The organism is Sorangiineae bacterium MSr12523 (genome assembly GCA_037157775.1).
GTDB lineage: Bacteria > Myxococcota_A > Polyangia > Polyangiales > Polyangiaceae > Pendulispora > Pendulispora brunnea.
This window is the reverse complement of record CP089982.1, coordinates 10931698-10955301: the sequence shown is the minus strand read 5'-3', so window position 1 is coordinate 10955301 and position 23604 is coordinate 10931698. Positions and strand designations below refer to the sequence as shown.

Annotated in this window: 20 protein-coding genes; 11 read left to right on the top strand and 9 right to left on the bottom strand. The window is 63.0% G+C overall.

The features are described from left to right. Positions 1-54: 54 nt before the first annotated feature. The 4 genes from LZC95_43220 to LZC95_43205 form a co-directional block, all read right to left on the bottom strand. On the bottom strand, positions 55-489 hold the full coding sequence (locus tag LZC95_43220) for a hypothetical protein (protein ID WXA93252.1): 435 nt from the start codon (positions 487-489) through the stop codon (positions 55-57). 21 nt (positions 490-510) lie between these two features. After that, a complete protein-coding gene (locus LZC95_43215) occupies positions 511-1692 on the bottom strand; it encodes a DUF2252 domain-containing protein (GenBank protein WXA93251.1) in 1182 nt (393 codons plus the stop codon). Positions 1693-1786: 94 nt separating this feature from the next. Then, positions 1787-2956 carry a glycosyltransferase gene (locus LZC95_43210; GenBank protein ID WXA93250.1) on the bottom strand — a complete coding sequence of 390 codons (1170 nt, stop codon included), beginning with the start codon at positions 2954-2956 and terminating at the stop codon, positions 1787-1789. Between the two features lie 13 nt (positions 2957-2969). Then, positions 2970-3131, bottom strand: coding sequence for a hypothetical protein (locus tag LZC95_43205; protein WXA93249.1), 162 nt, complete (start codon positions 3129-3131; stop codon positions 2970-2972). 78 nt (positions 3132-3209) lie between these two features. Between LZC95_43205 and LZC95_43200 the strand changes: the two genes are divergently transcribed. The 5 genes from LZC95_43200 to LZC95_43180 all read left to right on the top strand — a co-directional run bounded on the left by LZC95_43200 (position 3210) and on the right by LZC95_43180 (position 9141). After that, entirely contained in the window at positions 3210-3950 is a 741-nt protein-coding gene (locus LZC95_43200) for a metallophosphatase family protein (GenBank protein ID WXA93248.1), read from the top strand. 72 nt (positions 3951-4022) lie between these two features. Further along, a complete protein-coding gene (locus LZC95_43195; protein WXA93247.1) occupies positions 4023-4364 on the top strand; it encodes a hypothetical protein in 342 nt (113 codons plus the stop codon). Positions 4365-4958: 594 nt separating this feature from the next. Beyond that, a complete protein-coding gene (locus LZC95_43190) occupies positions 4959-6632 on the top strand; it encodes a protein kinase (GenBank protein ID WXA93246.1) in 1674 nt (557 codons plus the stop codon). After that, entirely contained in the window at positions 6629-7567 is a 939-nt protein-coding gene (locus tag LZC95_43185; protein WXA93245.1) for a CDC27 family protein, read from the top strand. The genes LZC95_43190 and LZC95_43185 overlap by 4 nt, the downstream gene beginning before the upstream one ends. 11 nt (positions 7568-7578) lie before the next feature. Beyond that, positions 7579-9141, top strand: coding sequence for a hypothetical protein (locus LZC95_43180; protein WXA93244.1), 1563 nt, complete (start codon positions 7579-7581; stop codon positions 9139-9141). 4 nt (positions 9142-9145) lie between these two features. Here LZC95_43180 and LZC95_43175 read toward each other — a convergent pair whose 3' ends face one another. Next, on the bottom strand, positions 9146-10189 hold the full coding sequence (locus LZC95_43175; protein WXA93243.1) for an AraC family transcriptional regulator: 1044 nt from the start codon (positions 10187-10189) through the stop codon (positions 9146-9148). A gap of 142 nt (positions 10190-10331) precedes the next feature. Here LZC95_43175 and LZC95_43170 point away from each other — a divergent pair, with 142 nt between their 5' ends. Continuing rightward, positions 10332-12986 (top strand): hypothetical protein, encoded by a 2655-nt coding sequence (locus LZC95_43170; protein ID WXB00363.1) that lies wholly within the window; start codon positions 10332-10334, stop codon positions 12984-12986. A 3-nt stretch (positions 12987-12989) separates the two neighbouring features. Here the strand turns inward: LZC95_43170 and LZC95_43165 are convergent, their stop codons facing one another. The 3 genes from LZC95_43165 to LZC95_43155 all read right to left on the bottom strand — a co-directional run bounded on the left by LZC95_43165 (position 12990) and on the right by LZC95_43155 (position 14905). Then, positions 12990-13475 (bottom strand): SRPBCC family protein, encoded by a 486-nt coding sequence (locus tag LZC95_43165; GenBank protein WXA93242.1) that lies wholly within the window; start codon positions 13473-13475, stop codon positions 12990-12992. Further along, entirely contained in the window at positions 13472-13831 is a 360-nt protein-coding gene (locus LZC95_43160; protein WXA93241.1) for a metalloregulator ArsR/SmtB family transcription factor, read from the bottom strand. The genes LZC95_43165 and LZC95_43160 overlap by 4 nt, the downstream gene beginning before the upstream one ends. A gap of 147 nt (positions 13832-13978) precedes the next feature. Then, positions 13979-14905 carry an AraC family transcriptional regulator gene (locus tag LZC95_43155; protein WXA93240.1) on the bottom strand — a complete coding sequence of 309 codons (927 nt, stop codon included), beginning with the start codon at positions 14903-14905 and terminating at the stop codon, positions 13979-13981. A 326-nt stretch (positions 14906-15231) separates the two neighbouring features. Here LZC95_43155 and LZC95_43150 point away from each other — a divergent pair, with 326 nt between their 5' ends. From LZC95_43150 to LZC95_43140, 3 genes are all read left to right on the top strand, one after another. Next, complete coding sequence (locus tag LZC95_43150; GenBank protein ID WXA93239.1) at positions 15232-16200, top strand: right-handed parallel beta-helix repeat-containing protein; 969 nt, start codon at positions 15232-15234, stop codon at positions 16198-16200. Between the two features lie 339 nt (positions 16201-16539). Then, entirely contained in the window at positions 16540-18747 is a 2208-nt protein-coding gene (locus tag LZC95_43145; GenBank protein ID WXA93238.1) for an RICIN domain-containing protein, read from the top strand. A 53-nt stretch (positions 18748-18800) separates the two neighbouring features. Further along, a complete protein-coding gene (locus tag LZC95_43140) occupies positions 18801-19823 on the top strand; it encodes a 2-dehydropantoate 2-reductase (protein ID WXA93237.1) in 1023 nt (340 codons plus the stop codon). Here LZC95_43140 and LZC95_43135 read toward each other — a convergent pair. Continuing rightward, entirely contained in the window at positions 19820-21439 is a 1620-nt protein-coding gene (locus LZC95_43135; protein ID WXA93236.1) for a hypothetical protein, read from the bottom strand. The genes LZC95_43140 and LZC95_43135 overlap by 4 nt on opposite strands. 181 nt (positions 21440-21620) lie before the next feature. Here LZC95_43135 and LZC95_43130 point away from each other — a divergent pair, with 181 nt between their 5' ends. Together LZC95_43130 and LZC95_43125 are read left to right on the top strand one after the other, a co-directional pair. Beyond that, complete coding sequence (locus tag LZC95_43130; protein WXA93235.1) at positions 21621-22460, top strand: hypothetical protein; 840 nt, start codon at positions 21621-21623, stop codon at positions 22458-22460. 41 nt (positions 22461-22501) lie between these two features. Further along, complete coding sequence (locus LZC95_43125; protein WXA93234.1) at positions 22502-23599, top strand: hypothetical protein; 1098 nt, start codon at positions 22502-22504, stop codon at positions 23597-23599. Positions 23600-23604 lie beyond the last annotated feature (5 nt).

Here is a 23604-nt window from a genome sequence, read left to right as displayed (position 1 = left end):
CCGGTGCCCGGTCTTGCGAGATTCTCGGCCGGGCTCGAATGCGACCGCGTCACCTTATCGGCTACGGCCCTTTCCGGGGCCGGGGCTCTTCTTTTTCTTCTTTGCGCCCGGCACCTTGCCGATTCGTGGATCGCCTTTGCGCACCATCGCGCAGGCGCGAAGGACGCTTTCTTCGAAATCGTCACTGTCGACGGGCAGCATTTGCCAACCCGTCTCGCCGGGGCCTAGCACGCTGATGGAGCGAAGGCTGGGGAGCTCGCGGCGCAGCGAGGCGTGGTGCTCTTTGGTGGTCGCGACCCACACGCCATTGTCGGCATCCTTCTTCTTGTCGCGGAGGATGAACATGATCTTCTCTTCGACATAGACGGCCGTGCACCCGAACATGGGGCGTGTCCATGGACCGAGGCTGTCCAGCTCCTCGAGAACGAATTCGAAAGGGATGGGCTTCTTTTTCCGAACGGCAAAAAGCTCGGCGGGGTCGCGCCTCATTCCGTAGATTTTACAACTTTTTCACCGCACGGTGCGCGCCGCGTTCCAAGCGTCTTTCCATCGCGTGGCGAGGGTCCGCGCGGTGCCGAGAAGCCAGGTGCGCAGGGGCCCTTTCTTCACGTCGGCGAATGCGCTCGCGTGGAGAAGGGCGAGCTGGCTCGCTTCCACGTCCAGCACCTCGGCGAGGTCATCGGAGTCCAACTCGGCGAGATCGGGCGCGTCGCGCAAGAGCCGGTCGCGGAGCATGAAGTGCGTTCCCAGCAGGGACACGTCGAAGACGTCTCCGGGATCGGCGTCCTTCCAGAATGTGCGCTTCAAGGTCTCGAAGCGGACGCTGGGCTCGAGGGTTCGCGTGTGTCGTCCCCACGTTACTCCGGGGGAGGCGAGTTCTTTCAGCTCGAGAATGCTGCGCGCGGACGATGAATCGACGAGCACCCAAATGCGCCGGAGGCCGCTGCTACCGCCCGTGGTTCGGGCATAATCGGCGATGTCTTTCACCGTGACATTGCCCAGGCGTGCATCGGCGGCGATCGCGGACAACGTGGCCGCGCGCTCGGCCGGATCGGGCGCCGAGAGATCCGTGGCATCGCCCAGCACGAACGCACCGTCTTTCGTGTACTTGGCCAGACCTTTTTCACGCTTCTTTTTCCAGCTTGGCTCGAGATCGGAATCGATGGAGCGAGCCTTCGAGGCATCCTTCAAGGAATCGACGTAGCGCTCGAGTGCGCGTTGGGTCAACGCCTCGTTGCCATATGCAAGTGTCAATGCGGCGAAGAAGCGCGCGGCGTCGAAGGCCGCCGGGCAATACCCTGCGTCGTCGAAATCGTTGATCGCGAAGCGCGTTCCGCTGGGGAGCTTCATGAACCCGAAGTTTTCCGGGTGCGCATCCCCGACACACAAGGTCTCGGCGCCGGGGACCCGGGATGCCGGCACGCCGGCCAAGTCGGCGTGATAGCCGGCATCGAATGAGCGAAAGAACGAGAAGGCATCCTTTTTGGCGGCCTGCCATTTGAGCTCGAACGCGGCATCGTCGAGCTCTGGGTTGGTCGCGCGCAGCCGAAGACGATCGGGCACGGCCCCGAGCTCGGCCGCGGTGAGCGGTCCGGGATCGGCCGAGGTCACCTCGAGCGAATTGTCGCTCCCGGATGCACCATCACCGTGCGCCCCCGCGCATCCTCCGGCGCCAAGGAAAAGGGTGAACATCGAAATACGAACCATTGCTCCGAAACACGATCCGCGGCCCATGTCGGCGGTCAAAATATCGATTTTCCGAGACTGTGCTGCACGAATCGCTGATTCAACCAAGATACGTTCGTACGGTATTATTCGACGTTCCGTGCTCGCGTGTGAGCCAACCTTGGCGGCGAAGGGTCAATAGCCCGAAGGCGTCGAGCCCGTGGGACAAGATATCGATCGCAAGGAGACCGAACGTCAGGCTCCGAGGACGGCCTGCACGATGCAGGGAATGCGCCGTCCGGATGATTCTGCGGCCACACCAGGCCACCAGCACCAATCCCGGTACCAGGAAATGACCCCATGCCGCCAGCAAGACGAAATAGGCCGTCGCAAGAAGAAAGCCGAGACGGAGCAGGACCGAGGTGACCACGCACCGGGCCAAATACGGATGTCGCCAGAGCCATCGGCCCGTCAACGCGGTCAGGTGCTCCCGCCAGCTGTTGCGTTGATGGCGTAGACGCTGCCGGAGCATGCCGCCGAACGTATTGGGAAAACGGGACCAAACGTGGGCATTGGCCTGGAGAACGGTGTGGTATCCCGCTCGAAGCGTCAGCGCCGAGAGACGGGTGTCGTCGCCGGGACCACAGCGTTTGCCAAGGAAATATTGATTCACGAAGTCGGGGCCGATCCGATTCAGCAGATCACGTCGATAGACCGCCGTCCGACCTGGCAGGCAGCCGAGCGCCCGGCCACGGACGGTTTGCGCCGCCATCACGGCAATCGGGCCCTTCCCGCAGCGCAGTTGCTCCCAGAATGTGATCGGCTCGAGAACGAACGACTGCGTCGCCACGCCTCCAATCGCCGGATCGGCAAAGGGGGCGCTGACGGTCTCCACGAGGTTGCGCGCCCAAACCGTGTCGGAGTCCACCAAGGCGACCAGGTTGGCCGTGACCGCCTCCCAGCCGATCTTGAGCGCCTGCCGCTTGTCGCGGTGCGCGACGGTGATCACCCGCACGCCGCACGTGCGCGCGATCTCGATGCACGCGGTCTCGTCCTCGTGGATGACGCAGACCACCTCGGCGAGATCGTTGTTGAGCCACGAGCGCAAGGCCCGAGCAAAGAGACGCGGATCTTCGCGGTACACCGGGCATACGGCGGCCATGGGCTCCCGATGTCCACGTCGGGCGGGCCGGTACTTGCGGGCGGCCCGCATTCGGTTTGCCTGTTCGAGGTGCCCTACCACCGCCAACACGATGGCCGGCAGCAGGTGCAGCAGCACATGCGGCGTCACGACGGCGGTGCCGCTAGGGCAAGTCGTCCGGAACGGGATCCGCGATGCCGGTCAGGTGCAGAAAGCCGAATGTGTCACTGTCGGCGATTGTCAGATCGTCCGTGTCGATGTCGAACACGGCGTAGTCGTCGTCCAGCTCGTAGCCGGGATGCTGCGCATGGCCCTCGTTGATCATCGTCCCCTCCCTCGCGCGGCGAGCCTATACCAACTCGTCCTTCTGGACGAGAGGCTCGTCGAGGCCTACTGTCCGCGAATGATTCGGTACGCGGTCGTTTCCGACGTGCACGGAAATCGGTGGGCCCTGGATGCGGTTCTGCAGGATGCGCGGCGCCGCGGTGCCGATGTGCTGCTCAACCTCGGCGATGCCGTTTACGGTCCGCTCGATCCGAGTGGCACGGCCGCCTTGTTGCGCGACGCCGGGCTCCCGACCCGCCATATTCGAGGCAACCAAGACCGCATCATTTACGAGAGCGACGCGGATGTAAGCCTACACGGCTCCCTGAAGTTTACACGGAGCGTGCTCGCGGATGGCGATGTCGCATGGCTGCGCAGTCTCGCTCCACATGCGACTGTGGCGGACGTGCGACTCTGTCACGGAACGCCCGAGAGCGACGAAGTGTACTTGCTGGAGCGGGTGACGGAACAAGGTGTTGCTCTGCGCGACCGCGAGAGCATTTCGAGGCTCGTTCGTGGGGTCACCGAGCGCGTTTTGCTATGCGGGCACACGCATATCCCCCGGTTGATCCAGCTCGAGTCGCTCGTCATCGTAAACCCGGGGAGCGTGGGCCTTCCGGCCTATTCCGACGATCTCCCGCACCCCCACTGCATGGAAACGGGAAGCCCCCACGCGCGGTATGCGATCGTCCACGTGGGACCGACCATTTCCGTGGATCTCATCGGCGTGGCCTACGACTGGGAAACTGCGGCCACGGTCGCTTCGAAGAACGGCCGACCGGATTGGGCGGTGGCCCTGCGCACGGGCCGGGCCGCGTAGTCGAGAGAAGGTGCGGGGCCGGCGGCACGGCTCTGTTCTTTTGGCGTCAGCCAAAGTAAGTACGGCTCCAAGGTGACCGCCCTGGATTACGTCATGGAAACGGCCGATGGCCAGCCTCGGAGCGAGAAGGAACGGGCGCGACGGCTCCTCGAATCGGCTGTCCGCGAGTACGCACATGGCCTTACCGCGGTCGGCATCGTGCCAAGCCACGTGCCCGTCGACCAGACCGTTCAGAATTTGAAAGACATGGTCCGCTACGGCTTCTTGGTGCCCTGCGTCCTCTCGGGTCCCGAGCCGTGCATCTTGTTCGTGCCGCGCTCGACCAGCGCGCAACTGGGCGGGCCGTTCGATCCCATCGCCCTTCTCGGGGGCAAGGGACTCGTGTTCGAAGACGTGGAAGCGGTGCGCAGCTAGTTGCATATCGAGCGCTCCGGCCGTGCGGAGCGAGACGTGCAGTGCATGAAGCGAGCCCGCCTCGACGCGCGGTGCACACCTGTATGTACACGATTCCCATTGCGCGATGCGATGCGCCGCGAAGGTCGGGCGCTCTACTTATTTTATATTCAATCGTGATTGGGGCTGACCGATTGTACTGGAGCCGCCCGCCGTACGATCGCGCTCCGTGCAGTGCCGATTCCCACCTGCTCATCGAATGGATCCGTCAGTTAATTGTCAGAGCTGACCGCATAAATACGATTCAATGTCCATGGTCTGCACCCTACTGATTTTTTCACTCCAAAAGGTGGTAACGGCAGCGACCAGCAAGAGCTGACGAAAATGTCTTCGCGCCGGAAAGATATGGCGTGCCTGGTGTCTCGCTTCTCGAAGTTCGAAGATCCTTGAAATCGCGCAGCGCATGAATACGTTCGATTTAGTTGGCGCCGTGGGGCTACGGGTGCGATCTCGATACGCGCGATGCGGGTGGGGACGACGATGTTCACCGTTGGAGATATGTTCGGTTTGGAAAATCCCTGCTATCGACCGGGATTCCGCACTACGGGGATTTGAATGCGGATTGGCCGGTACGAACTGGTGGCGGAGCTTGCGCGTGGCGGCATGGGGATCGTCTACCTTGCGTGTGTGCAGGGGCCGGGCGGTTTCAGCAAGCTTCTCATCATCAAAGAGTTGAAACCCGAATTCGTCGACGATCCTGCGATCCTCTCGATGTTCGTCGAGGAGGCGCGTCTCGCCGCGCGCCTTCAACATCCCAACGTCGCGCAAACGATCGAGGTCGCCCAGGAAGGGAACCGCCCGTACATCGCGATGGAGTACCTGCAGGGGCAATCCCTCGCGACCATCCATCGGCGGGCGAGAGGAAAACTTTCCCCCGAGGCCCTCTTGAGGGTCATCGTCGAGATGCTGCGCGGGCTGCACTATGCGCACACCCTCACGGATTACGACGGCGCGAACCTCGGGCTCATCCACCGGGATGTCAGCCCGCACAATGTATTCATCACTTACGCCGGTGAGGTGAAAGTCCTCGATTTCGGCATCGCCAAGGCGGCCGACACCCAGCTCGAAACGAGAACCGGGGTGCTCAAAGGCAAGGTAGCCTACCTCGCGCCCGAGCTCGTTCACGGCCGGGAGTACGATGCGCGGGTCGACGTCTTCTCGGCCGGCGCCATGATCTGGGAAGCCGTCGCGGGGCGCCCGCTCTGGAAGGGATCCAAGGAAGTCGACGTGCTCCACAGTCTGATCAACTGGGAGGTTCCCCGCATCCGATCGGCCTGCCCCGACATTTCCGACGAGCTCGCACACATTTGCGACAAGGCCACGGCGGCGAACCCCGCCGAGCGGTACGAGTCGGCCGAGGCCCTTCACATGGCCCTCGAGGCCTATCTGGCCAGCAGGGCGGGCAAGGTCAATTCTCTTCGCGAAATCGGTGCCACGCTCGCGGAGGCCTTCAAAGAAGAGCGCGAACGATTGCGTCGCATCCTCGAGCGTGCGCTGCAAGATTTGAAGAATGGCGAGCGCGATCGCATCGCCGTCATCACCCAGCAGCAGGTGAATTCGCCGCTCACGTCCTCGAGCAAATCGATCAGCTGGCCCGTCACGCGATCGCCCGCCGTCGATGCCATCGCCCCCGATCGAGCCGGTCACAAGACGCGCCGCATGGTCGCGGGCGCTTTGTCCGTGCTCGCCTTGTCGGGCGCAGGTTATTTCGTCTTTCGCTCGAAAATGGCCGCATCTGCGACGCCCGAAGCCCCCGTGCAGGTGCAATCGGCAGTCGCACCGAGTGGCTCGTCACCGCCGGTCGCACCCGTCGCGCCCACCGCGACGGTGCCGCCGAGCACGTTTTCCCTCATCGTGCGGACGACACCTCCCAACGCGAAACTGACCATCGACGGGTTCCGCGCGCAGGCACCCTACTCCTCGCGGTGTCCGTCGGGCCAATCGCTGACCATCGGTGCCAATGCGGACGGCTTCGTTCCGAGGCTCGAAGAAGTGGTATGCGATGGCGATATTGCGCTCGACCTCGCCCTCGAGCGGCAAGTTTTGGGCGCCACCCACGTTCGCCCGCCCGTCCGTGCGCGCACGCCTGCGAACAACGCGGCCGCGAACCCCGCTGCACCGCCCACGACTCCCTCCGCCCCTCCGCCTGCCTCCACGGACGTCAATCCGGCCGGTGGAAAGCGGCCTACGCGGGCCATCGATCCCAACAACCCCTACGGCAACCAATGAAACGAACCCGCCTCGGTCTTCCTGCCTTGCTCGTGCCGGCGCTTCTGTTCCTCGCTACGCCCGCACACGCCGACGACAAGAAATCCGCGGGGGCACATTTTCAGCGCGCGGTGACGCTCTACGGGGAGGCCGATTACGGGGCCGCCCTCGTCGAATTCAAACAAGCGTACCAGCTCTCCCCCAATGTGAATGTTCTCTACAATATCGCCCAAGCGCAGTTTCAGCTTCAACGCTATGCGCAGGCTCTGTCCACCTTCGAGCAATACCTCAGCGAAGGGGGCGAGGGGCATCGTGGAGAAGTGCTCGAAGTCGTGGCCACGCTCCAATCGCGTGTGGGCCGGCTCGACATTCACGTCAATGCGCCCGGTGCCGAGCTGCAGATCGACGATGAAGAGGTTCCGGCCAAGCGCCTTGGCAAACCGCTGACCGTCAGCGTGGGGCGCCGCAAGCTCGTGGCCTCGGCGAAGGGATACCACCCAAAGACACAATGGGTGGACGTTGCGGCAGGTGAGAGCGTCAACGTCGACGTGCGGCTCGACTCTCTGGAGCAGACCCCGGTGGCGGCCCCCAAAGAGCCTGTACCTGCGCTGGCCAAGAACGGCGAAACGAGTCCGCGTGAATCCCAGGGAGGCCCCGTTTTGCTCGGCTGGACGGCGACGGGCGTCCTCGCCGCAGCGACCGCGGTGACTGGGTTTTTGGCCATCAAGAGTGCATCGGATCTCAAGTCGGCGCGCGACGCGTATCCTGGGGACAAATCGGACATCGATTCCAAAGCATCCAAAGCGACGACGTTTGCCGTGACCACGGACGTGTTGGGTGGGTTGACGCTCATAGCGGCCGGAGTATCGCTCTATTGGACCCTGACGCTTCCTTCGAAGAACGAAGCCAAAGTCAGTGTTGCTCCGACGGGCATCCGCTTCTCCGGCTCTTTCTAAGGCGAGGTTTCATGCATCTCCATCGTAGCGGTATCGTCGTTTTTGGCCTGGCGACGGCCTCGTTGCTGGCCGCGAGCGCTTGCACTGCGCTTTTGGATCGCGACAGCAAGCAATGTTCGGTCGACGGCGATTGCAAACATTTCTCACAGTCTGCCATGTGTGTGGAAAGCGTGTGTCGGGTGGCAACCCAGGGCGATGCAGGCCTCGGTCCGCCCGGGTGTTTCAGCGGGACGCCCAAGACCGATCTCGAGTTTTACAATCAATGCACGACCGCCGAGTTCTCCAAGTTCGACAATTGCGCGCGCCTCGGTCTGTGCGACGGCAAATACGATCCTGCCGCGCTCGTCGACCCGCCCGACGCGGGCAGTGAGCCGCCCACCGACGGCGGACTCAATCCGCCGACCGCAAAGTGCTACGACGCCACCGAGCGCTCGAAGGTCATTTACATGCAGGGCTCGACGAACTTCACGCCCTTCATTCAGGCCATGGCACCGCTCGTGGCCGAACGTGGCTACACCATCGTGTGGCAGCCCACGAGCTCCTGCGCGGGCGCGGCCTCGGCGGGCTTCGATGCACCGGCCAAAACGATCATGCGAAATCCGACGAACGGATCGCAAAGCTTCGCGTCGTACTACGATTCGAAGGGCAACGGGACACCGTGCCTTTTGGGCTATGCGCCGAACAGTGCGGAGCCCAATTCGGGTGACACGACGGATGTCGGCGAATCGGACGTCTTCGCGGCGAGCTGCGGAAACACGGGGTGGGTGCCTGGCACCGGGGCCTTTGCGAACATTGGGCATTCCACCGGCCCGATCCAAGCCATGGTGTTTGCCACGCCGCCGGCCTCCACCCAGCGTGCCATTAGCGCGGAAGCCGCGCACATGGTGTTCGGGATGGGCGGCAAAGGTGGCGTTTCGACGCCGTGGGTCGATCCCAATTACATGTGGAGTCGAAGCGCGACGACAGGGACGAACAACATCCTATCGCGCGGCATCGACGTGCCGCCCTCACGCTGGTGGGGCGTCGACAAAAAGACGGGCCCGGGCATGCGCGACGCGATCCTCACGGCGAGTGCAGACGTTGCGGAGAAGACCATCGGTACGATGTCGCTCGACCTCGCCGACAAGGTCAAAGTGGGCCTGCACATTCTGTACTTCCAGGCCAGGGGCCAGCTTGCCGGCTTTTTGCCGGATTCCACGCGCGCGGCCAACGACAAGAAGAACGTGCGCGATGGCCATTACCCGCTCTGGGGGCCCATTCATCTCTACACCAAATTGCAAAATGGACAGCCTACGGCGGCGGCCGCGGCGTTTCTCTTGCCGTTCGCCGTTCCGAACCAAGCGCTCCTCGATGCCACCATTTCCGGCGGCTTCGTGCCGCTCTGCGCAATGTCGGTGACCCGTGACACGGAAATGGGCCCGCTCAAATCGATCGAGCCGGACTTTCAATGCCATTGCTACTACGAGAGCAAGGTCGGCGGCGGCGCGCCCAAGGATTGTCGGGCTTGCGCCGGCCCATCGGAGTGCTCGTCCGGCGCCCCCGCGTGCAATATCGGCTTCTGCGAAAAGAAATAGGCCTTCACGACTTCGTTCGGCTCGACAACCTCGTTCGGTATTCGCTGGGGGTGATGCCCATCCATTTGCGGAAGGCGCGGGTGAAGTTCGCAGGGTCGGCATAAGCCAGGCGCTCGGCCACATGTTCGATGGCCAGCGCCGGATCCTGGAGGAGGCGCGTGCTGTCGTGCTGGCGGAGCTCGTCGAGCACGCGCTGGAAGCTGGTGGCGTGCTCCGCGAGGCGGCGTTTCAAGGTGCGGGAGGAGACGAACAAGCGGGCCGACACCTCCGACGCGCTATGATAACCGCCGTCCGGCTTGGGCAATGCAGCCCGCACGCGGCTCGGGAAGTCACCCTCCAGCCCCAGCAAGGCCAGCTCGCGTTCGCACTGCTGGCGCATCATCTCGGCCGTGATGGGATTGCAGGCGCGCAGCGGACGATCCAGCAGCTCCGTGGGAAAGAAGAGGCGATTGGCCGCCATGCCGAAGTGCGCGGGCGGGAGGCGAGAACGGTAGGCGGCGTAATACTCGGGCTCCGGGTAGTCGAACCACATTTCGAGATGGGCATCCGAACCCGGGCGCTGTCGTTCCAGGATCTCCGTGGCGAGATGCATGGCGCCCACCAAGGTGATCTCGATGGTCTGCCGCCGGAGTGCACCGAGCGATGTTGCCTCCGCCACCTCGAGGGCACTTTGCGGCCTTCCTTCGAGGAGCGACAATTTCACATTGGGAAGGCGCACCGGTAGAAACTTGATTCCAAATTCCACGATCTCGCGCACGGTGCCGAGGCTCATGGCCCCAAGGCCAAAGAGCCCGTGCATGGTGACCCCGCAGCGAAAACCGATCTCGTAACCGAGCGCACCATCGCCGGTGAGGCGCACGGCGCGGAAGAGCAAGCGGTCGAGCTGCACGAGGGAAAGTCGCGCATCGGGCGTGTTCCACACGGCCTCGGGGATCTCGAGATCCGACAGCATCGCCGCGCGTGTGGCTCCTCGCTCGAGCGCCAGATCGAGGATGAGCACCCCGTAGACGATGGGCACGATGGGCCGGGTGAGGTCTTGCCGCTTCATAACTTGTTAACCGTCATTTCCAATCTTTCCCGTTGGCACGAAATGACAAGTACTTTGGCACGGCCCCCCCTCACGACGCGCCGCGTACCGGCCGGAGAATGCAGGAACCGACGAGAAGCGCACTGGTTTCGAGGGAGGTGGGATGATGGTAGACATAAGGCAGCGTCGCATTTCACACTTGTGCTTTGCCGGCGTGGTGACGGTGGGCGTCGTCGCCGCCTGCCACAGTGGTGACGATGACGGAGGGACGTCCACCTCGGTGGCCGCCGTCGGCAGCCCCGAAGAGTTCTTCGCGGCCCGGGTGCAACCGAACCTCGGCTACTGCCGCACCTGCCACGTGCCAGGCGGCGTCGCCGACAAGCCCGAGGGCCGCAGGATGAGGCTCTCGTCCGCAACGGGCGACGATTACCGCAATTTGCAAACGTCATGGACGAATCTCGGAAAGGGCGTGGAGTCCAATCTCATTTTGCAAAATGCATCCGGCCAGCACGCACATTCTGGTGGTGCGCCGTGGGCGACAAGCAGTGTGGCCTATCAAGACATGAAAACGCTGCTCGCCTGTTGGGCGGACCCTGCCCATTGTGATTTCGGGGGCGAGCCACCGCCGCCGCCACCCACGTACGCGCTGCTCGGCAATCTGGAGAGCAACGGCGGTCGCAACTACGCCGCCCAGTTTTGCGAGAACCAACCCGATACCGCTCCGTTGCCCCTCGACCCGCGCGAGCTCATCTCGGGCAGCCGCATCGGGAATCCGAATTATGCCGTGTATTACAATGCTCCGTACAAAGTCTGCGCCAACGAAACGCTGCTCGAGAACCAGGCCAAGCAAAATGCGATCCTCGTTGCCCAAGGCAAAGAGCCGATGTACACGGCGAAGCCGCGACCGACGACGTGCGGTGAATGGCGTGCGGCGGTGGAGCGCGGACGAAAATACATCTTTTCCAACGCGATCACTGGAGATTTGATCCCGGTGGAGGGCGTTTGGAACATGGCCAAGACGCTGGGATACACGATTCCGACGGATCCCCAAGCCGCGACGGAGTTGCTGCGCACGGTGATGCAATCACGCTATGGCTATCCGCCCAACCCGTATCCGAATCCGTTTCCTCTGCCGGGGGAAGATCCCAATCTGACCAACGGCGGAAGTGTGCAAGGGCCGCTCGGCTTCGTGCAGACCAAGGACGCCAACGGGCGCTGGACCGGCGTGGTCGGGGCCACGTGCTACGCGTGCCACCTCGGCCAAATCGGCAACGGTGAAGTCTCGGGCGACGCGAGCAACTATTTTCGAAAGAATGGCCACCCCGAAATCACCGGCGGCCTTCCCATTGGCTTTTACGCGGGCGCTCCCGGGACGAACATCGATCTCGGCTTGCTTTACAACGATGCCAATCGGGCCAATGGCGTGTACGGCCGAAACTCGATTCAGGTCGTTCTCGACAACCCGGGTTACATGGCCAATCGTTCGCGCGGTGTGAACGCGGCCGACCAGGAAATCGTGAATGTGCTCCTTTTCCGCGAGCTCGGAACCCTGGATTGGCGCGCCAAGCTCGCCGAACCGGCTTATCTCGGCAAGCTGATGCCCACCGTGCCCTTGACCGGAGGCGATCAGCAGACCCCCGCCTGGTGGTGGACCCACAACAAAACGCGCTACCTGTGGACCGGTTTTGGCAGCGCGGGAAGCTCGCGCGGCAACTATTTTCCATCGTCGACCAACAAGTACGACGGCTACTGGAGCAAGCGCCGCGAGGGAGATTTCCAAGATTTGGATATCTGGCTCAACACCGTGGAGGCACCGAAATATCCTCATGGCTATTGTTCGAATGCCGACGGCAGCCCGGGACCTGCCGACAATCCGTATTGCATCGACCGGCCGCTGGCCGAGCAAGGCGCCATTCTCTTCCACAACAAGAATCTATGGGCCGGCGGCGCCAACGCCGACATCGAGCGGCCCGCCGGGGGCAATGGCTCGTGCGCAGGCTGCCACGGTGTTTACTCACCGTACTTTGCGCACCAACCAGGGTATCTGCCCGATCCAAGGCTAGTCGGTTATGCGGGGTACGTGGCGCCGCAGGCCGTTGCGGGCACCGATTCGGCGGATTCCTCTCTCTTCAATGGCCTCGGGGCGCGCCCGTTGATTCCGCAGGATCAAGTGGCGAGTGTGGCCAGCATGTTGTGGATGTTCTACCCCGATGCGTTGCCTGGCTTCATTCCGCCGGAGAAGCTTTCACCGCTGCAGAATCAGCTCATGGGCGTGGTCAACAGCGGCGAGCCGGCTCGCCCGGCCAACGACGGTTGCTCGCCGCTGCCCATCATCGGCTACACGGCGCAGCCCCTTCACGGCGTGTGGGCGGCGGCACCGTATTTCCACAATGGGAGCGTGCCCTCGCTTTGGGACGTGCTCAAGCCGTCGGATCGTCCCGATGTCTGGCGGCGGCAGCTGGCGCCCGCCTCGCAGGCCAACCCCAAGGGCGAAGTCGGTTTCGACACCTCGCTCACCGCATACGACTTCGACAAAATGGGCTGGAGGTATACCCCGCTGCAGTGCAGCGACATCACGGGACCCGGCTATTTGAGCTGCCGCGCGGGCCCGTACACCAAGGTGCCGACCGTGTTCGATTTGGTCACGGACGCGTTCAAGTCCTTTGCCGACTATTTCCCCCCGGCCCCGGAGGCGGTCGAGCAACGCGCCGTGTTCAATACGCACGGCTACGGCAAAGGCAACCAGGGCCACGCGTACACGAAGGTGTTGACCGACCAGGAACGCAAGGCGCTGCTCGAATACCTGAAGACACTCTGAGCGCTATTTGCGCAACGTTCTGGCGTGCGCGACGAGTTGGTCCGTGGCGGTGCCCCAGCCGTCGAAGAAGCCCATGGACTCGTGTTTGTCCCGGCTTTCGGGGTCGCTATGCATGACGTGGGCGGTGTACTTGGTACCCGCCCCGTGCGGCTCGAGCAAGATGGCCGCGGTGAAGCGGAATCCCAGGTGGGCTGGTCGGCGCGATGGGCGGAAACCCGCTTCGAGGGCGTCCGTCCAAATCAGCTTTCGATTCGGGACGACTTCCAAATAGCAACCGAAGTTCGGATGGTTTTCGCCCTCCGGAGAACGCATCAGCGTGCGAAAAAGGCCTCCGGGGCGCAGATCGATTTCACACTCGGGCGTGGTCCAAGGCGCGGGGGTGAACCATTTTTTGACGTGTTCCGGTTGCGTCCAGGCCATCCACACCAAGTCGGGCGGCACATCGACCAGTCGCTCCAGAACCAAATCCAGCTTGGGATCGATCGTCATCGCTTTTCCTTCTTTCGTTTGGCATCCATCAGGGGCTTCAAATCTTCGAGGTACCGATCGAGCTGATTGAGCCGGCGCTCCCACAGCTTTCGCTGATCGGCCATCCAGCCTTCGGCGGCCCGCAAGGGTCCGGGCGAGAGCTCGTACGTCCGGATTCTGCCGCTCTTCTGCGAGCGCACCAAACCGCAGCCCTCGAGCACTTTGAGATGCTGCAAGAAGGACGGCAGCGCCATGTCGAACGGCGCGGCGAGCTCGCTCACGGCGGCGCCCCCACCGCTCAAGCGCTGCAGAACCGCCCGTCGCGTCGGATCGGCCAGCGCGTGAAACACCCGATCGAGCTCGATGGTTTGGGTCATGGCCAAGTCTCGTTCACACAGCGCCAAAAGTCTCGAAACATCGGTGGCTTCCCGGGCGCTCGGCGGCCAAGCGCCGTTCCGCGATGGTTAGGCATAAACCTAACTATGCGGCCGACCGACACTTAGGTCAATGCCTAGGTGTTACGTTCACGCCAGGGACAGGTAAAGATCGGTGGTGAGCTCGTGCGGGGCCGCGTTCGTCGGGTTGTTGCGGTACACCTCGTACGCGGGCCCGCTGCCCACGCGGTGGCCGCTTTGCGGGAGCCAGCCGCCCATCAAGCGCGACCAGCAGTCGCCCAATTCCGTGTAGGGGCCGACGTGCGTCGCGTGCGCGTAGCGCCCCGCGGGGATCTTCACTTCGACGGCACCGTCGGGCACACGCACCCCGGGGCCGACGGTGATGCCGGCGTCGGACTGAAGCTGCTCGGGCGCCGTCGTCTCGGGATCGTCGTGGTAGATGGCGAGCATCTTGAGGCCCGGTGCCTGAAAGAGCCCCGCCGGCGCGGCGAGTCCACCCAGGCGCGCGAAGGCTTCGGAAATACGGTCGTACGGGCCGACATGGCGAATGGCGGCAACGCGGAGTTCGGGCATTTCTTCGATGGTGACGTTCATGATGACTTCTCCTATGAGGAATCGAACGAGGAGTTCTTTCGCGGGTTCGTGACGGAAGTGGACGCCGGAGCGTGCGGCGAGCTCGATTTGTTGCGGCCGCTCGCATGCCGATCGGATCTCGGCGGCGCCTTGCCGGAACGCCGAGGGCGAACTGCCATACGCCGCACGGAACGCGCGGGTGAACGCCTCGTGCGTTTCGTAGCCAGCCTCGAACGCGATGGTCGTCACGGCGGTATCGCGCGCGAGCAGTTGCCACGCGGCACGCTCGAGCCGCAGGCGGCGGTGCATCTCCAGCGGGGTTTCACCCATCATGCCTCGAAAGATGCGGTGAAAATGGAAGGATGAGAGCGCCGCCCCCCGCGCGAGCGCGGCCAAATCGAGCGCCTCGTCCAGGGTTTCCGTGATGCGGAGAACGGTTCGCTCCACCGCCGCTTGGTAGAAAGTTCGGGTTTCTGTCTTCACGGAGAAGAGCCTACGCCACGCCCCGGCCCGCGGCTTGACCGTCCTTGCGGTTCTCGTTCAGGTCCCCGGCACACGCTTCAGCGCGTGCTTGCGCAAATGCGATATCGCAATTCGAAATAGGTACGCGAAAGCATCGCTGATGTTCGCAGCCATCTGCAGGTGACGCATCGATTCTACAGCCGAAAAATCGGTGTTCCGTGATTGGCAATCCCAGATCGCGATGCTAAGAAACTTCGAAAGCGAAGCCCCCGGGACGGCGAAATGGCCTATTTCGTCCGCAGGGAGGTGGCCGCGCGCTACGCGCTCACGCGTGAGGAGAGGACATCATGCAAGGTCTCAAGCAGAGTTCTGCGTTCATTCTGGCCATGGGAATCGCGTGCCTCCAAGGCTGCGCCGGCGAAGCACCCCCCGCCGGCGGCGAAGACGTCGGCGAGCTGAAAGCCGGCAGTCCGCCTTCGGAAATGCCAGCCGACGGGCGCGGCGCGGGTCCTGCCATCGCCGCCCCATGCACCGTGCACGCCGTCACGCAGGAAGACATGGATAAAGCCCAACCCGGCGATGTCGTCTGCGAGGGCGGCCAGCTGCTGGCCAAGGCCAAAAGGTCGCGGCTGAAGATCACCAAGGGCGGTACGACGGACAAGCCCATCGTCTACAACGGTGAAGGCGCCGACGTCGATGGCATCACCGTCGAGGCAAACAATGTGGTCGTGCAGAACTACACGATGGTGAAGCCCAAGGCCCCGGGCATCTGGGCGGAGGGCGACAACATCACCCTGCAGAACAACACCATCACCAACCCCGTGAATGGCGACGGTGACGGCATTCGCTTCTTCGGCAAGAACATCAAGATTTTGCACAACACCGTCCGCGGCACGAGCAACAAATACGGCCACGCCGACTGCATGCAGACGTATGCCAGCGACACACCTGCGAGCGAAGACATTCTGATCGAGGCCAATCGCTGCGAGAAAATCGACAATATGTGCCTCATGGCCGAGGGGCCGAACGACGGTGAGGGCGATGGCCAAGGTCACTCGCACCATTTCACCCTGCGCAACAATTTCTGCGAAACCTTGAAAGCCTCGCAAGCCATCATGATGGAGGACATTCAGTACGCCACCATCACCGACAACGAGTTTGCGGCATCGCCCACCAAGGCCATCGGCCTGGCCATCAAGTCCACGAATGCCACCGTCAGCGGCAACACGGTGAGCCCGGACATCGAATACGAAGTGGGGATCGATAAATCCTCGCGAAAAGGCTACAGCGGCCCGCAGCCGGGCGGCCCGCCCTGAGCCGCCCGCCCTGATCTCGGACCGCGAAATGCCGTCCAACGCCGTCGATCGCGCTCCAAACGCGGTTGGCGTTGTCCTTGCGACGGCATTCGTACGCCGACCACCGTCGCTCCCTACCGCTGAGGCTTTCGGCCAGCTTTCAAATTTGTATTCGGACGGCTCCAACCCGGACCCAATCCTCCTATTGCGCTTCGCGTCAATCGGGGTGGGATAAGACGACTCATCCTGTTCACCCCGCCGTTGATCTTTGCGAGGTTTTGAATAAGGTTGTGCGTCATCATTAATTCATTAGGAAATCTTCCTAATGAACGCGCATCCCTGCACCCTGAGGAGGCCTTCATGAATGCTGGACTCGAGAAATCCAGGCGTCGCCTGCGAATTCGCACCGTAGGCGTGACATCGCTCACCATGGCAGCAACCGCGGTGACATTGGGGGCCTCCCATCCGGCCAGTGCGGACGTATCCAATGGCGCGTCGTATACGGTGACGAACGTGAACAATGGCAAGTGTGTCGATGCGCGAAGCGCCGGCACGGCCAATGGCACGGCAGTGCAGCAATATGCATGCAACGGTACGACTGCGCAGACGTGGCAATTTACGGCCACGAGCGGCGGCTATTTCCAAGTGGGCAACGCCAATGGCACCGCGCAAGTGTGGGACGTGACCGACGTCTCCACGGCCGACGGGGCGAACATTCAGTTGTGGACGTACGGCAACGGAAACAACCAGCAATGGCAGCCCGTTCAGGAGTCCAGCGGCGCATACCATTTCGTCAATCGGAATAGCGGCAAATGCCTCACCGTGCCCGGAGGTTCCACCGCCGACAGCGTGCAATTGCAGCAAGCCACGTGCAACAACTCCGGCGCGCAGGCCTTCAACCTGAATCAGGTCGGAGGCCCCACACCGGGACAGCCGGATCTCGGCTCCAATGTGATCATTTTCGACCCGTCGATGTCCGCGTCGACGATTCAGAATCGCCTCAATTCGGTTTTCGGCCAGCAGGAAAGGGCGCAATTTGGCAGCAATCGCTATGCGCTCCTGTTCAAGCCGGGCACCTACAATGTCGACGTCAACGTCGGCTTCTACACGCAGGTTCTCGGCCTAGGGCTTTCGCCCGACAATGTGACCATCAATGGTGCGGTGCACGTCGAGGCGGACTGGTTCCCGCCCCAGAATGCGACGCACAATTTCTGGCGCGCCGCCGAAAACCTCTCCGTGACCCCCAATGGAGGGGCCGACCGGTGGGCCGTTTCCCAGGCCGCGCCCTACCGCCGCATGCACGTGCGCGGCGATCTCATCCTCGATGACGGGGGGTGGGCCAGCGGAGGCTTCATCGCCGACTCGAAGATCGACGGCCAGGTGCGCTCCGGTTCGCAGCAGCAGTGGCTCTCGCGCAATGCCACCTGGGGCAGCTGGTCGGGCTCCAACTGGAACATGGTCTTCGTCGGCGTGGTCAATGCTCCGTCCGGGCAATTCCCCAATCCGCCGTTCACGGTCGTGGGGCAGACGCCGGTCGTTCGCGAAAAGCCGTTTCTCTACATCGATTCGTCCGGCGGCTACAATGTATTCGTTCCAAGCGTGCGCACCAATTCGCAGGGCATCACCTGGGGGAGCGGCACGCCGGCGGGGACGTCCATTCCGCTGAGCCAATTTTACATCGCGAAGCCGGGCGTGTCGGCCGCCACCATCAACAGCGCGCTGGGCGAGGGCAAGCATGTCCTGTTCACCCCGGGCATTTACCACTTGAGCGAGACGATTCGCGTCAACCGCGCCGACACCGTCGTTCTCGGTTTGGGTATCGCCACCCTGGTTCCGGACAATGGAATCATGGCCATGAGCGTGGCCGACGTGGACGGCGTGAAGATTGCGGGTCTGCTCCTCGACGCCGGCCCGACCAACTCGCCCTTGCTCATGCAGGTCGGCCCCTCGACGAACAGCGTCAATCACGCTGCGAACCCCACGTCGCTGCACGACGTGTTCGTCCGCATCGGCGGCGGCGGGGTGGGCCGGGCCACCCAGAGCCTGGTGATCAACAGCAACAACGTGATTGCCGATCATCTCTGGCTCTGGCGCGCCGATCACACGGACGGCGTCGGCTGGGACGTGAACACCGCGGACACGGGCCTCATCGTCAATGGAAACAATGTGACGACGTATGGCCTTTTCGTCGAGCACTACAAGAAATACCAGACCATCTGGAACGGCAACGGCGGCAGAACGTACTTCTACCAAAATGAGATGCCCTACGATCCGCCCAACCAGAGCGCGTGGATGAACGGCTCGACCCGGGGCTATGCCGCTTACAAAGTGGCCAATTCCGTCACCTCGCACGAAGCCTGGGGTCTCGGAAGCTATTGCTTCTTCAACAGCAATCCAAGCGTCGTTGCGGAGAGGGCCTTCGAGGTACCGGACACGTCGGGCGTGCGCTTCCACAACATGGTGACCGTTTCACTCGGCGGAAAAGGGACGATCAACCACATCATCAACAACACCGGCGGCCCGTCCAACGCCAGCAACAACAAGGCCAACTGGAACAACTATCCGTGATGTAAGAGTTCTCTGGACTCGAGGCCTTTCTCGGGGAAGGCTTCGAGTCCGACATGTCGAAGGAAATCTGCATCTTCGGGGCAGGAAGCATCGGTTGTTACGTGGGGGGGCGGTTGCTCGCCGCCGGCGGCTCGGTGAGTTTCATCGGCCGCGAGCGGCTGGGTAGGGAACTGCAGGAGCACGGGTTGCACCTCACGGACTACCTTGGCGCCGACTTGAGGGTGCCCGCGGCCGGGGTGCGTTTTGCCACGGACGTGTCCCGTCCTCTGCAGGCAGATCTCGTGTTGGTGACCGTGAAGTCGAGTGGCACCGAGGAGGCGGCGCGCGTGCTGGATGCCGCGCTGGAAAAGCCGACCGTGATTGTCAGCTTTCAAAACGGCGTCGGCAATGCCGACGTGCTGCGCCGGCATTTGCCGTCGCACACTGTGCTTGCGGGCATGGTGCTCTTCAATACGGTGAACTCCGGCAAGGGGCACTTTCACCAAGGCTCGCAAGGCTCGCTCGACGTGGAGAAGCATGCCGCGCTCGAGCCGTTCGTCGGGCTCTTCGAGCGCGCGGGGTTGCCGTTGCATCAACAGGCGGCCATGCGCTCGGTGCAATGGGCGAAGCTGTTGCTCAATTTGAACAACGCGATCAATGCGCTATCCGATTTGCCGCTCAAAGAGCAGCTCTCGCAGCGCGCCTACCGTCGCTGTGCCGCGCTGGCGCAGCTCGAAGGACTGCGCATTTTGCGTGCGGCGGGTATCCGGCCGGCGCAGGTGACCTCGCTGCCCCCGCATTGGATTCCGCGGTTGCTCGGCACACCGGATTGGCTCTTTCGCCGTCTTGCGCACAAAATGATCGCCATCGATCCGCACGCGCGCTCGTCGATGTGGGAAGACTTGAACAGGGGCCGCCCGACGGAGGTCGACTGGATCAATGGAGAGCTGGTGCGCCTCGCCTCCAGCGTGGGCCAGCGCGCCCCCGTGAACGAGCGGCTGACCGAACTCGTTCACGAGGCCGAAAAGGGCAATCGTTCCCCATGGTCGGGCGAGTACCTCCTCGCGGAGCTCGCACCGCGCCATGTCGCGTCTTAGGGAATCACGTGCTCCGCGGCGGTGAGGCTGGCCGACACCGTGTGGACGGTGAGCGCGCGTTTCGTCTTGTCACCGGTGATCCATGCTGCACCGCCACCGTAAGCGAAGGCGTCGTCGCCGCGCGGGAGGTGGTGCTGCGACACTTTGGTGGCCGCGGCACGGATGGTTCCTTCGCCGTCGATGCGCATGGCGAAGGTGCCATTGTAGGTGGACTTGTCTCCGCTTAGTGCCCATTCTTCGTAGAGCACGATGAATTCCCCATTTCCGACGGGGACGAACTTCGGCCGTTCGGCGTGTGTCTTTCCCGGTGCGCTCGTGTGGTAATCCGTCAAATACCGAAGTCGATTGGTCGCGTTCTCGCCACCGGAGTTCACTGCCGACTCTTCGCCGAAGCTCGGGTCGATGATGTTCGCATCGCTGCCTTTCGCAAGATCCGGCGTCAAGCGCACGAGTGCCAGATCGCGCGAGCCGGAAACGAGGGCGCTGGTGTCCGTGGTGCGCTCGGTGGCGAGCAATGCGAGAAAGCTCCCCTTGGCCGGCCCGGCATCGATGCGGACCAGATTTCCCAGCCGCGTAAACGTGTTGTTCTGTCCCGTATCGCCCTTTGGACGATAGGCCTTTTGCGTTTCCCCTGACTTCGAATCACGAATGCGCGCGATGGACGCCGCGCGCGGATACGCATCCCCCAAATGGAATTCGTAAATATCGTTTCCGTCGACCAAATGCCGTTGATCGAACGAATGGCTCACCCAGATGCTCGACGTTCCCCGGATGGCACCCGTGCTCGCATCGAAGAAGGTCGACGCGGCCTTTTGATGGCGCGTGCCGCTTCCGTCGGGTTCCGTGGAAATGCCATGCACGAGCGCGAGCATGTTGCCCGCGACCGACAGCCGGGAGCTCGATGCCCTTCCCGGAGTGACGATGGGCTCCGACGCCTTGTTGGCCGCCTCGCGCGCGATGTCGATATCGACGTCGAACAGAGTCTTTCCCTCTGAATCGAAATGAAGCGCACGCAGAACATTCGAACGATGTTGCTTTGGCGCGGGGAAGGTCTTGGTGACGTCCGGATCCTTGGAACCGGTTGCATAATAGTAACTTCCGTCGCCACCGCGCGCGAACCCCAGCAAATTGCCCAGCGATCGAACTTTGTAGCCGCGCGTGACGTGCCATGTTCCTGCGGAATCGGGCTCCACGCGAACGACGGCGATCTGGCCCGCCGCCTCGTTGGTGTTGCGCACCGCCACGTCGACGAACGACGTGCCCGCGGCAGGGACGAGCTCGGGCAATTTTCCATATTGCGCATCCCACCCACTCGGCCCGACGAGGTCGTCACGATCCACATCGAACGGCGTCACGCCCAACTCCGCAAAGGTCTTCACCGCGGGCTTTGGCTCGACGACCGGCGGGGTCGTCCCACCGTCGTTCGGAGTCCCGCCGGGCCACCCACTTCCCGGATCGGGATTGCCACTGCCACCTCCGTCGGGGTTGCCCTGCGGATCCTTCGTCGACCCGTTGTCGGAGGAATCCGATGACGAACTGCATCCCACGGCGGCAACGGCCAGCGCCGCGGCCAAGTGTAAAAATCTCTTTTCGTAACCCACGCGACCTCCGGTCATCTTGGGGATATTTCGTTGGTGTTTCGGGTGGCGACGCTCAAGCACAGTCGGTGCCACCGCGACACCTCGTGCGATCGCGCGATATCCCGCGAACATCGTGGGGGCCGGCCCACCAATCGGGGCGCGAAGCCCTCACGGTGTGTCTTGCGGCGCCTCCTGGAACAAAGCGATCCTCGGAATTATGCGCCATCTTCGCGCCGTTCTCTTGATTTCGCTTGCGAGCGCCATCCCTTGTGGAATTGCGTGTTCGCTAAACAATTTTAGTCGGGAGTTCGGGCAGGATGCCGCCACAATCTCGGATGGCGGTGCGGGTGCGCGCTTTTGCGCCAACAAAGACGCCGCCTATTGCTTCGACTTCGACCAGCTCGAAAAGCCTGCGGATTATTTCACCGATCCGAAACCAGGGCAGGGGACGGTGGCCTTCGATACGTCGGAATACGTATCCCCTCCGCGTTCGCTGTCCGTCGGGCTGCCGGCCGATGCGGGCAAAACCAGCTATTCGGTGATGGTGAATCAATACCGACAACACCCCACCGAGCTTACCTACGAGGTGCATTTCCAAGTTGCGCAGGCGCCGATTCCCTCGACGGGCCACCCGAGCGGCGACGAGGCGATTTTCGCCACCATCATGAAAATAAGTTTCGAACGCGCGCCCAACGATCGCGATCTCGCGATCCACGTCCGCGGCCAAGACGGCGTCTACAAAGTGTACGCCTACGAGCACGGCTACAACGTCGAGCCCGACGGCGGCCCCGGCTTCAACGATCTCGAGTTCCTGGGGCGCCTTCGAGAGACCCAGACCCCGACATCCTGGTCCAAATTGATCCTTCGCGTCCGCACCGTCCCCGAGCTCTACGTCTCCGCCCAACTCAACGACGAGAACGAGCGCCCCCTTCGCATGGCCCCCAACTGGCAGCCCATCGAACCCGCCTTCAGCATCGGCCTCTCCTACGCCCAACCCCTCGCCTCCCCATGGACGATCCGCTACGACGACATCCTCATCGACATGAAGGGGAATTGACCCGGTTTGGGCCCGGGGCTGCTATGAGGGGGCTCGGGTTCATGGTCCGATGGCAGGCGCATTTGTGGGGCGCTCTTCTCGTTTGTGGGGCGGGGGTGTTCGCGTTGCAGTGCAGCCTGGAAGGCTTGGGCGATGGGGTGCGTCCTTCGAGTCCCGAGGCAGGCGATGGTGCTGCGTCGCATGCGGAGGCGGGCCCGTGGCCCGATAGGGCGATCGTCGCTGGGCTTTCTGCGCCGGATCACGTGGCGGTCGGGCCGGATTTTCTCTATTTCACGACGGCACGTGCGGGTGGGTCGGTGGAGCGCTGCCCGATCCAAGGGTGCGCCGGCGAGCCCGAGCTGATCAGGCCGGGCCAGAAGGATCCGCGCGGGCTTGGCGTCGCCCAAGACGGCACCATTGGGTGGGTCAATTTCGCTGGCGGCCAGGTGACGCTCGCCACGCGCAGTCCCGGGGCTTCGGTCTGGCAGTTCAACCAGCTTGCGGCAGGGCAAGAGTCTCCCGCGGGGATGGCCATCTTGGCGAAAGACGATGCCATTTGGTCGAACTTTGCGGCTGCAACCGGCAGCCCCGGGGTCGTCCGTCGCACGCTCGGGAACAGCATCGTGCTCTCGAGGAAGGCGCTCGAACCCGGTCCCATCGTTCTGCCCAGAGGAACCCATGACGTTGTCTGGGGCGACAGCCATGGCCTCAGCGAGACGACGATCGAGGGCGATGGCTCCGATGGCAATGCCGCATGCACCTTCGTGACCAGCGAAGCGGGGGTGCAGAGCCTGCTCTATTCGATCACGGACCCGTCCCAAGTCTATTGGTCGACCTTCGACGGAAGGCTCCTCGCGGCGCTTCGTCCCCCCGCGAGCTACGCGCTCCAACACTGCAACGAAGGCCCATCGGACATCGTGACGCTGGTCTCCGTGCAAGGACAAATCGTGTCCATGGCGTCGAGCGGATCGTTCATTTATTTCAGCGCCAACGAGAACGGAATGGGCTCGCTTCGAGTGGCCACCCGCTCCTCGGGACAAATCCGGGTTCTGCTCGATGGCCTGGACGACCCGCGCGGCGTCGCCATGGACGAATCGTATGTCTACGTCGCCGTCCGAGGCGACGGCACGATCCGGCGTGTTCTACGAATCGACGTCTAGAGCTG